The 9252-nt window shown below is 75.2% G+C and carries 11 protein-coding genes; 6 read left to right on the top strand and 5 right to left on the bottom strand.

What is annotated here, in order from left to right:
* Positions 1 to 160: 160 nt before the first annotated feature.
* The gene (locus tag ACFV8H_RS31960) at positions 161 to 793 is read right to left on the bottom strand and encodes a hypothetical protein (RefSeq protein WP_380406958.1); all 633 of its coding nucleotides are present in this window, start codon (positions 791 to 793) and stop codon (positions 161 to 163) included.
* A 45-nt stretch (positions 794 to 838) separates the two neighbouring features.
* On the bottom strand, positions 839 to 1345 hold the full coding sequence (locus ACFV8H_RS31955; protein WP_380406956.1) for a GNAT family N-acetyltransferase: 507 nt from the start codon (positions 1343 to 1345) through the stop codon (positions 839 to 841).
* 108 nt (positions 1346 to 1453) lie between these two features.
* Here ACFV8H_RS31955 and ACFV8H_RS31950 point away from each other — a divergent pair, with 108 nt between their 5' ends.
* A complete protein-coding gene (locus tag ACFV8H_RS31950; protein ID WP_380406954.1) occupies positions 1454 to 1942 on the top strand; it encodes an LURP-one-related/scramblase family protein in 489 nt (162 codons plus the stop codon).
* A 1-nt stretch (position 1943) separates the two neighbouring features.
* Here the strand turns inward: ACFV8H_RS31950 and ACFV8H_RS31945 are convergent, their stop codons facing one another.
* Complete coding sequence (locus tag ACFV8H_RS31945) at positions 1944 to 2276, bottom strand: winged helix-turn-helix transcriptional regulator (RefSeq protein WP_380406952.1); 333 nt, start codon at positions 2274 to 2276, stop codon at positions 1944 to 1946.
* Between the two features lie 96 nt (positions 2277 to 2372).
* Here ACFV8H_RS31945 and ACFV8H_RS31940 point away from each other — a divergent pair, with 96 nt between their 5' ends.
* From ACFV8H_RS31940 to ACFV8H_RS31920, 5 genes are all read left to right on the top strand, one after another.
* Positions 2373 to 3263: an NAD(P)-dependent oxidoreductase gene (locus ACFV8H_RS31940; RefSeq protein ID WP_380406950.1), complete on the top strand. Its 891-nt coding sequence runs from the start codon at positions 2373 to 2375 to the stop codon at positions 3261 to 3263.
* Positions 3264 to 3286: 23 nt separating this feature from the next.
* Positions 3287 to 3856: a GNAT family N-acetyltransferase gene (locus tag ACFV8H_RS31935; RefSeq protein ID WP_375895598.1), complete on the top strand. Its 570-nt coding sequence runs from the start codon at positions 3287 to 3289 to the stop codon at positions 3854 to 3856.
* A 147-nt stretch (positions 3857 to 4003) separates the two neighbouring features.
* A complete protein-coding gene (locus tag ACFV8H_RS31930; protein ID WP_380406949.1) occupies positions 4004 to 4954 on the top strand; it encodes a hypothetical protein in 951 nt (316 codons plus the stop codon).
* A 98-nt stretch (positions 4955 to 5052) separates the two neighbouring features.
* Positions 5053 to 6048, top strand: coding sequence for an NAD(P)/FAD-dependent oxidoreductase (locus ACFV8H_RS31925; protein WP_380406947.1), 996 nt, complete (start codon positions 5053 to 5055; stop codon positions 6046 to 6048).
* 82 nt (positions 6049 to 6130) lie between these two features.
* The gene (locus ACFV8H_RS31920) at positions 6131 to 7030 is read left to right on the top strand and encodes a class I SAM-dependent methyltransferase (protein ID WP_380406946.1); all 900 of its coding nucleotides are present in this window, start codon (positions 6131 to 6133) and stop codon (positions 7028 to 7030) included.
* Positions 7031 to 7058: 28 nt separating this feature from the next.
* Here the strand turns inward: ACFV8H_RS31920 and ACFV8H_RS31915 are convergent, their stop codons facing one another.
* Both ACFV8H_RS31915 and ACFV8H_RS31910 read right to left on the bottom strand, forming a co-directional pair.
* On the bottom strand, positions 7059 to 7709 hold the full coding sequence (locus ACFV8H_RS31915) for a LuxR C-terminal-related transcriptional regulator (RefSeq protein ID WP_375895613.1): 651 nt from the start codon (positions 7707 to 7709) through the stop codon (positions 7059 to 7061).
* A complete protein-coding gene (locus ACFV8H_RS31910; protein ID WP_380406944.1) occupies positions 7673 to 9037 on the bottom strand; it encodes a sensor histidine kinase in 1365 nt (454 codons plus the stop codon). The genes ACFV8H_RS31915 and ACFV8H_RS31910 overlap by 37 nt, the downstream gene beginning before the upstream one ends.
* Positions 9038 to 9252 lie beyond the last annotated feature (215 nt).

Below are 9252 nucleotides of genomic sequence, written 5' to 3'. Positions count from 1 at the left end.
GGTCTGAAAATCACCCGTTACGCCGCTCTCCGCACCCACCCCCTCCACCGCCCCCTCCCGCAGCGCGTCCCTCTCGCCTTGGTCGGGTGAGGGGGTGATGAGGGGGTGCTGTGGGTGGGGTGGGTGCGGGGTGGGTGGTGGAGGGGGTGGTTGGTGGGGGTCAGGGGAGGAGGCGGAGGTCGGTGGGGGGTTGGGTGGCGGTCTGGTGGCGGAGGAGGTGGGGGCCGAGGCGGAGGGTGAGGTCGAGTTGTTCGCCGGGGTGGGTGAGCTGGTCGGCGAAGGCGTCGAGCTGGTCGGGGGTGATCCGGCGGCCGGTGTAGCGGGTGGTGTGCTGGGTGGGGGTTTCGGTGCCCCAGCAGAGGGTCAGGTCGACGTTCGTGGGCTCCGGGCCGAGCAGGGTGCGGGCGGCTGTCCAGTAGTCGTCGGCGCCGGGGGAGTCGATGCCGAAGGCGGCCTCGATCAGGCCGTGGCGGCGGAGCAGGGCGATGGTCTCGCGGGCGTGGGCGCGGAGTACCGCGTAGGTGTCCAGGGGGTACGGCTCGCGGCGGGCGGGGGTGAGCAGCAGGCAGTGGTCGTAGCGGTGCTCGGTGGCTTGGCCGGGGCGGGGGCCGGGGAGGTCGGCGGGGTCGGTGGAGATGCGGACCCGCATGGTGCTGCGGCCGTCCGGGGCGGTGGCCTCGCCCCAGGGGCCGCCGTCCGTCCCGTACCGGAGGCCGAGCAGGGTGGCCAGTTCGCCGGTGGTGGGGGCGAGGCCGTCGGGCCAGCGCAGGTGGAGGTCGGCGTCGACGGACACGGGGTGCTCCTGGGGCTGCCGGGCGGGGGCGGGGTTGCTCGGATGCTACGGGTGCGGAAGATCGGCCTGCCAGCGGATTTCGCCGTCCACGGTGTGCGGGGTGGGGTGCAGGCCGAGGGTGCGGGCGATGCGGGCGGAGGCGTGGTGGTCGGGGTGGACGTGGGCGACGGCGGTGGTGATGCCGGCGGCGGTGAGGTGGGCGAGCAGGGCGCGGGCGGCCTCGGTGGCCAGGCCGCGGCCCTGCCAGGGGGTGCCGACCACCCAGGCGAGTTCGGCCTCGGCGGCCGCGGGGTGGACGGTGGCCTGGACGTAGCCGGTCAGGGCGTCGTCGGTGCGGAGACGGAGGACCCAGTTGCCCCAGATCTCGGCCGGGTCCGGGGAGCCGGCGGCGAGCCGGGTGCAGCGGGCGCGCCACTGCGCGGGGGTGGCCGGGCTGCCGCCGGTGAAGGTGTGCAGGGCCGGGTCGGCGAGGGCGGCGGCGAGGTCGTCGGCGTGCTCGGGGGCGAGGGGGAGGAGGTCGAGGCGCTCGCTGTGGAGGGTGGTGATCAGCATGGCGGTATTCAAGCGGGTGGGGGTGGCGGCCTCGGCGCGGCGTCCTTTCCGGTGGGCGCGGGGGAAGGTCGAATGGGTGGTTCGAGTCGGACGACGGAGGAGGCCCACGTGCGGTACCTGGTCAGGGAGAAGCTGTTCGCGGTCGGCGACGACTACTGGATCGAGGACGACCGGGGGCACAAGGCCTACCTGGTGGACGGCAAGGTGCTGAGGCTGCGGCACACCTTCGAGCTCAAGGACGCGCACGGGCACGTGGTCGCGGTGGTGAAGGAGAAGATGCTCACCGTCCGGGACGCGATGAAGATCGAGGACGCCGAGGGCGAGGTCGTCGCGACCGTCAGGGAGAAGCTGTTCACGCCGTTCCGCGACAAGTACCTGGTGGAGCTGGCCGGCGGTGGTGAGCTCAGGATCCACGGCGACCTGATCGACAAGGACTACCGGGTCGAGAACCAGCACGGCGACCGGCTCGCCCGGATCTCCCGCAAGTGGTTCCGGGTCCGCGACACCTACGGGGTGGAGGTCGCCGACGGGGCGGACACCGGGCTGCTGCTCGCGATCGCGGCCTGCGTCGACCACCTGGTGGCGGAGGAGCACTGAGTCACCGGTTCAGGACGTGGTCCCGGCCCCAGGCGCCCAGCGGGGCCAGGGCCGCGTTCAGGCGCCGCCCGGCGTCGGTCAGCGCGTACTCGACCCGGGGCGGCACCTCGTCGTAGGCCTCCCGGCGCACGATGCCGTCCGCCTCCAGTTCGCGCAGGTGGGCGGCCAGCACCTTCTCGGTGATCCCCGGCACCAGCCGGCGCAGCTCGCCGAAGCGGCAGTGCGGGCGCTCGCCGAGGGCCCAGAGGATCAGCACCTTCCACTTGCCGCCGATCACGTCCATCGCGGCGTCGATCCCGCAGACGTGCGCCCCCGGCCTCGGCACGGTCGCCATGCCCACCCCTTCCGACCTCGTCGCTCACCCCAGGGTAACCACCCACTCCGAAGTGCGTACTTGATCACGGGTGGGGCGGGGACGAGGCTGATCGGCATGGCACAGAAGACAGTTGAGACCTCACCCAAGACCCACGTCACCCTGCTCGGCCTCGGCGCGATGGGCACCGCGCTGGCCCGCGCCTGGCTCGCCGCCGGGCACCCGCTCACGGTCTGGAACCGCACCGCCGCCCGCGCCGCACCGCTCGCCGCCGAGGGCGCCGTGGTGGCGGCCACCGTCGGTGAGGCCGTCGCGGCCGGGCGGCTGGTGGTGGTCTGCCTGCTCGACGACGACTCGGTGGAGCAGGCGTTGGAGGGGGTGGAGCTGGCCGGGAAGGACCTGGTCGACCTGGTCACCAGCACCCCGGGGCAGGCCCGCGCCCGGGCGGCCTGGGCCGAGGCGCGCGGGGCCCGCTACCTGGACGGCGGGATCATGGCCGTGCCGCCGATGATCGGCGTCCCGGCGGCCGGGGCGTACGTGTTCTACAGCGGTTCGGCCGAACTCTTCGAGGAGCACCGGGAGGCGTTGGGCGTGCCGGCGGGGGCCCGGTACGTGGGTGCGGACGCCGGGTACGCGGCGCTGCACGACGTGGCGCTGCTCAGCGCGATGTACGGGATGTTCGCCGGGGTCGCCCACGCCTTCGCGCTGGTCCGGGGCGAGGCGGTGGCGCCGGGTGACCTCGCGCCGCTGCTGCGGGACTGGCTCACCGCGATGGCCGGATCGGTCGAACGGACGGCGGCGCAGCTGGAGAGCGGGGACCTCACCACCGGCGTGGTCTCCAACCTGGCGATGCAGGTCGCGGGCCGGGGGACGCTGCTGCGCACCGCCGAGGAACAGGGGGTGAGCGTCGAACTGCTGGCCCCGTACTTCCGTTTGATGGAACACCGGTTGGCGCTCGGCAGCGGCGCCGAGGACCTCACCGGGGTGGTCGACCTGCTGCGGCGGTGAGGGCCGGCCGGTAACGTACCGGCATGGCTGACCTTGAAGAACGCGCCAATGTCGTCGCGTCCGGACCTCGGCAGACCGGTGCGGGGGTGGGCGTCCGACGACGCCGCGCCGCCGATCTCGCCGACTGCGTACGGGCCCTGGGCGACGTCCACACCATCGACGGCTACCCCGCCGAGTGGCCCGAGCGGCCCGCCGCCTGGCTCAGCCCGGACGGCCTGCTGGCCGCCTGGGTCGCCGAGGCGGACGGCCGGATCGTCGGCCACGTCGGCCTGGTCCGCAGCGGCCCCGGCGACCTCGCCCCCGGGCTGTGGAGCCTGCGCACCGGCGGCAGACCGGAACTCACCGCCCTGATCGGCCGCCTGTACGTCGCCCCGGCCGCCCGCGGCCGCGGGGCCGGCACCGGGCTGCTCGCCCACGCCGTGGTGCACGCCCGGACCCTCGGCCTGCACCCCGTGCTCGACGTGCTCGCCACCGACACCGCCGCCCTGGCCCTCTACCGGCGCCTCGGCTGGACCCTGCTCGGCAGCGGCGAACAGCGCTGGGCCTCCGGCCGCACGGTCGACGTGCACTGCTTCGCCGCGCCGCGGGGGTAGCGCGCGGGTGGCTCCGGTGGCCCGGCGCCCGGGCCGCCGGGGCCGGTGGGGCCGGTGGCTCGGGGGCGAGGGGATCCCCCGGTGGGGGGAGGGGGATGGTCACGTCGGGGGAGGCCGGGGTCGGGGCGGGTGGGTGAGCCTGGGGCCATGGTGATCGGGGAGTGGGTGCGGGACGGTCGGGCGGTGGTCGGCTGGGGCCTCGGGTACGCGGGGTTCGGGGCGGGCTGCGGGTCGAGCGGGACGGCGCTGTGGGGGGCCGGCTGGGTCGGGTGGGCGGTGGCCGGGGTCGGGGCGGTGGCGGTCGGGGCCGGGTGGGCGGCGGCCCGGGGGCGACCGGGGCGGGGGCTGACCGGGGGGTTGTGGCTGCTGTGCGGGCTGGCCGCGGTGGCGTCCTGGAGCCTGCTGATGGACGTGGTGACGCTGCTGTTCGGGCAGGCCGTGGACAGCGTCCCGGACGCGGTGCACAAGGTGCTGGCGGCGGCCGGGGCGCTGCTGTTGGCGGGCACCGCGCGGGCCCGGGGGCCGGTCGCGGCGCGGACGGCCTTCCGGGCGGCGCCCTCGGCGGCCCCGGCCACCGTCCAACTCGCGGCCTGGGCGGGGACCTTGGCCTTCGTGCCGTACGTGGTGATGAAGCTGGTCTGGGCCTTCGGCGGCAGCTTCGCGGGGATCAGCGGCGACCGGATGTACGCCGACTACGTGCGCAACGGCTCCTCCGGGCTCTGGCTGGCCCTGGAGCGCCGGGGGCTGGACGGCACCGTGCTGCTGGCGGCGCTCGGGGTGTTCCTGCTGTGGGGGCTGGTGCGGCCGTGGGGGCAGGTGTTCCCGCGCTGGACCCTGCCGCTGCGCGGTCGGCCCGTACCGCGCTGGCTGCCGCTCACCCCGGCGCTGATCGGCGCGGCCACGCTGGCGCCGTACGGGCTGCTCGGGATCGGCTACCTGTCGCTGTGCGCCGCCGGGGTGACCGGGATGCGGGTGGGCGCGCTGGGGACGCCGGAGCAGGCGATGCAGATCGGGTGGGTCGGGATGGGCGCCTTCGCCGGGTACGGGGTGGCGCTGGCGGTGGCCACCCGCTCGTACTGGCGGCGGACCGGGGCGTGAGCGGGGGCGGGGAGGACCGGGAAGTGTTTGCTGAGGCGGCAACAAAGCTTGCCGATACGGGATGGTCGGTCGCAGCCTGGCGGTGGAGGTGAGCGACGATGACCGAGAAGACGACGACCGGGAAGAACGGCGCGAACGGCACGGCGGAGGGCTACGACGCGGTGGTGGTCGGCGCCGGCGCGGCGGGACTGAACGCCGCCCTGGTGCTGGGCCGGGCCCGGCGCCGGGTCGCGGTGGTGGACGCGGGTGAACCGCGCAACGCCCCCGCCGCCCACATGCACGGCTTCCTCAGCCGGGAGGGCATGCCCCCGGCCGCGCTGCTCGCGGTCGGCCGCGAGGAGGTCGCCCGGTACGGGGTACACCTGATCGACGGCCGGGTCGAACACGTCGAGCGGGCCGGACCGGCCGAACCCGGCTTCGTGGCCCGACTGGCCGGCGGACCGGTGCTGCACGCGCGCCGGCTCGTCGTCGCCACCGGGCTGCGGGACGGCCTGCCCGACCTGCCCGGCCTCGCCGAACGCTGGGGCCGGGACGTCCTGCACTGCCCGTACTGCCACGGCTGGGAGGTCCGCGACCGCCCGCTCGGGGTGCTCGGCACCGGCCCGGGGGCCGTCAACCAGGCGCTGCTGCTGCGGCAGTGGTCGGACGACGTGGTGCTGCTCGCCCACACCCTGGAACCCACCGCCGCCGAACGGGAACGGCTCGCGGCGCGCGGCGTCCGGGTCGTCGAGGGCCGGATCGTCCGGGTGGTCGCCGACGACGGGCGGCTGCGCGGCGTCGAACTCGACACCGGGCGGGTGGTCACCCGCGAGGCCGTCTTCGTCGCCCCCCGGCCGGTGCCCCGGGACGCGCTGCTCCTCGGACTGGACTGCGCCCGGGACGACGACGGCTGGGTCACCACCGACCGGACCGGCCGCACCAGCGTCCCCGGCGTCTGGGCCGTCGGCAACGTCGCCGACCCGCGCGCCCAGGTGGTCGTCGCCGCCGGGGCGGGCGCGGCCGCCGCCTTCGCCCTCGACCACGACCTGGTGGACGAGGAGATCGGACGGGCGGTCGCCCTGTGCCGCGCGTCCGGGCCGGCCCTGCCGGTCTGAGCGGGGAAGCTACCAGCGACCGACCGACCGATCCACCCACGCACCCACGCACCCACGCACCCACCACCGGAGAGGCACCACCATGTCCGCACACCAGCACGGTCAGCACCAGCACGGGCACCAGCACCAGCACGGCCACGGGCAGGTGCCGGCCGCCGACCTCGACTGGGACGCGCTCGCGGCACACCTGGAGCGGGAGGCCGAGCTGCGGGCCGACGCCGTCACCGCGGCCGGGCAGTGGCTGTCCGGCCTCGCCGGGGACGGTACGGTCCGCCGGGTCCTCGACGTCGGCGCCGGGCCCGGGGTGATCGCCCAGCAGCTCGCGGCGGTCCTCCCGGCCGCCGAGGTGGTCGCCGTCGACCGGTCGGCCGCCCTGCTGGAGCGCGCCCGGACCCGCTCCGGCGGCCGGCTCGGCATCCAACAGGCCGACCTGCCGGCCGAGTTCGACAAGCTCGGCGAGGCCGACCTGATCTGGTCCGGCAACGCGATCCACCACCTCGGCGACCAGCAGGCCGCGCTCACCGCGCTGGCCGGCCGGCTGCGCCCCGGCGGCCTGCTCGCCGTCGCGGAGAGCGGCCTGCCGCCGCGCTTCCTGCCCCGCGACTTCGGCCTCGGCCGGCCCGGCTTCCAGGCCCGGCTGGACGCCGCCCACGAGGACGGCTTCGCCGCCATGCGGGCCGAACTGCCCGACGCCACCGAGGAGGTCGAGGACTGGCCGGCCATGCTCCGGCGGGCCGGACTGGAGCCCAGCGGCACCCGGACCTTCCTGGTCGACCACCCGGCGCCGCTGGCCCGCCCGTTCCGCGAGTACCTGCACACCCAGCTGGTCCGGCGCCACGACCAGTTGGCCGAGGCGATCGACCCGCGGGACCGGGCGACCCTGGAGGCGCTGATCGACGAGGACGCGCCGACCGGGATCCTGCGGCGGCCGGACGCGTTCTACCTGTCGGCGATGACGGTGCACACCGGACGCCGGGCCTGAGGGGGTCGCCGAGCCCTGCCGACGTGGGTCAGGGAGCGACCTGGAGGAAGGCCAGGACGGCCAGCACCCGGCGGTGGTCCTCCTCGGAGGGCGGCAGGTCGAGCTTGAGGAAGATGTTCGCGGTGTGCTTCTTCACGGCCCGCTCGGTGATCACCATCCGCTCGGCGATGGCCCCGTTCGAGCGCCCCTCCGCCATGAGCTCCAGGACTTCGCGCTCACGCGGCGTCAGGCGTTCCAGCGGCTTGCTGCGGCCGGTGTTGTTGACCAGCATCGCGATCACCTGCGGGTCCAGCGCGGTGCCGCCCGCCGCCACCCGGTGGACCGTCGCCACGAACTCGTCGGGGTCGAAGACCCGGTCCTTGAGCAGGTAGCCGATCGCGCCGGTGCCGTCGGCGAGCAACTCCTTGGCGTAGAGCTGCTCCACGTACTGGGAAAGCACGAGCACCGGCAGACCGGGGATCTGCCGGCGCGCTTCCAGAGCCGCCTGCAGGCCCTCGTCGGTGAACGTCGGGGGCAGTCGTACGTCGACGACTGCCACGTCCGGCCGTTCGGTGAGGAGGGCCTGCAACAGGTCCGGTCCGGTGTCCACCGCGGCCACGACCTCGAAGTCGTAGGCCTGCAGCATCCGGACCAGGCCGTCCCTCAGGAGGAAGAGGTCCTCCGCGAGTACAACTCGCACGGCAGCTCCATCGTCAGGGTCGTGGGGCCGCCGAGCGGGCTGCGGACGGCCAGGACTCCGTCGAAGGTAGCAAGCCGGCGCTCCAGGCCGCGCAGGCCGGTGCCGCGGGAGGGGTCGGCGCCGCCGGTGCCGTCGTCCGTGATCTGGGCCTTCAGGGTGCCGTTCTCGTACCAGAGTTGGACGTCGACCTGGCTCGCGCCGGAGTGCTTGGCGGCGTTGGTGAGCGCCTCGGAGACCGCGAAGTAGACGGCGGACTCGACCGGGGCCTCGGGGCGGCCGGGCAGTTCGGCGGAGACCGTCACGTTCAGCGGGCTGTCCATGCCCAGGGCCCGGACGGCGTCGGCCAGGCCGCGGTCGGCCAGCACCGGCGGGTGGATGCCGCGGACCAGGTCGCGCAGCTCGTTCAGGGCGGAGGCGGAGGCCTGGCGGGTCTCGGCGAGCAGCTGCTTGGCGGCCTCCGGGTCACGCTCGACCAGCCGCTCGGCGACGCCCAGGTTCATGCCCATGGCCACCAGCCGGGCCTGCGCACCGTCGTGCAGGTCCCGCTCGATCCGGCGCAGTTCGGCGGCCTGGGTGGTCAGCGCGTCGCGCCGGGTCTCGGTGAGGTGGGCGACCTTGCGCTCGGCGGCCAGCGCCTCGGCCCGGGCGGTCGGGCCCAGCAGCGCCTTGGCGAGCGCGGTGTGGCCGCGCAGCGCGGCCGGGGCGATCGCCAGGCCGGCCAGCATCACCGGGACGCCGAACAGGGCGGCGGTGCCGGCGGCACCCGAGTCGGTGACGTGGATCCACAGGTACCAGGTGTTGCCGCCGTTGTCGGCGATCGACTGCCAGACCTGCGGCAGCACCAGGCCGAAGACGCCGTAGGCGACCACCAGGAGCGGGAACAGCGCCACCGTGAAGCCGATCACCGGGTCGACCACCAGCCAGAGCAGGTCGCGCCAGGTGGCCTGGTCCGCCAGCATCGCCTGGCAGCGCTTCCAGGCCCCCTGGAGGCCGGGTGCGGCCTCCGGCAGCGGCTGGTAGGGGTCACGGATCTCGACGCCGGTCCAGCGGGCGGCGAGCCGGCGCCGCAGGCCGGCCAGGCCGCGGACCGCGAGGAGCGTGGGCGGCACCAGCAGCGCGCCGACCGCGAGGCCCATCAGCGAGGCGGTGACCGTGGCGGCGGTGAGCAGCAGCAGCTGCGGCACGGCGAACGCGGCCAGCGCGGGGCCCCGCAGCAGGGACCGGACGGCGTTGCCCAGCATGCCGAGCGGGTTGCGCCGGCTGCGGCCGCCCGTGGTGTCGGTGTTCTGCACGTTGTTCACAACTCCCGTGGTGATGCTGCTGGTCATGACCGCTCGGCCCTTTCCGTGACGGCCTCGCGGCCGGTATCCCTACCCGTTGCTTGCTGACGACATCCAGATTGCCGTCCGCCGCCGCTCCGATCACTGGGCCCTGGACCCCTGTTGGTGGTACCTGGGTACACCCCCCGATCGACGCCCAGAGGCCATGTCCCGGAAACGGTGCCCGGCCTAGTGTTGCGGGTGTCGGGGAGCGACCCGCCGCA

Source organism: Kitasatospora sp. NPDC059827 (genome assembly GCF_042731675.1).
In the GTDB taxonomy this organism is placed as follows: domain Bacteria; phylum Actinomycetota; class Actinomycetes; order Streptomycetales; family Streptomycetaceae; genus Kitasatospora.
This window is presented reverse-complemented; position numbering and strand designations above follow the sequence as displayed.

What these genes read in the sequence shown, in the direction of transcription:
- ACFV8H_RS31955 (WP_380406956.1), bottom strand. Translation starts at nt 1,345, where the DNA reads ATGCTGATCACCACCCTCCACAGCGAGCGCCTCGACCTCCTCCCCCTC.
- ACFV8H_RS31945 (WP_380406952.1), bottom strand. Translation starts at nt 2,276, where the DNA reads ATGGCGACCGTGCCGAGGCCGGGGGCGCACGTCTGCGGGATCGACGCC.
- ACFV8H_RS31940 (WP_380406950.1), top strand. Translation starts at nt 2,373, where the DNA reads ATGGCACAGAAGACAGTTGAGACCTCACCCAAGACCCACGTCACCCTG.
- ACFV8H_RS31935 (WP_375895598.1), top strand. Translation starts at nt 3,287, where the DNA reads ATGGCTGACCTTGAAGAACGCGCCAATGTCGTCGCGTCCGGACCTCGG.
- ACFV8H_RS31930 (WP_380406949.1), top strand. Translation starts at nt 4,004, where the DNA reads ATGGTGATCGGGGAGTGGGTGCGGGACGGTCGGGCGGTGGTCGGCTGG.
- ACFV8H_RS31925 (WP_380406947.1), top strand. Translation starts at nt 5,053, where the DNA reads ATGACCGAGAAGACGACGACCGGGAAGAACGGCGCGAACGGCACGGCG.
- ACFV8H_RS31920 (WP_380406946.1), top strand. Translation starts at nt 6,131, where the DNA reads ATGTCCGCACACCAGCACGGTCAGCACCAGCACGGGCACCAGCACCAG.
- ACFV8H_RS31910 (WP_380406944.1), bottom strand. Translation starts at nt 9,037, where the DNA reads ATGACCAGCAGCATCACCACGGGAGTTGTGAACAACGTGCAGAACACC.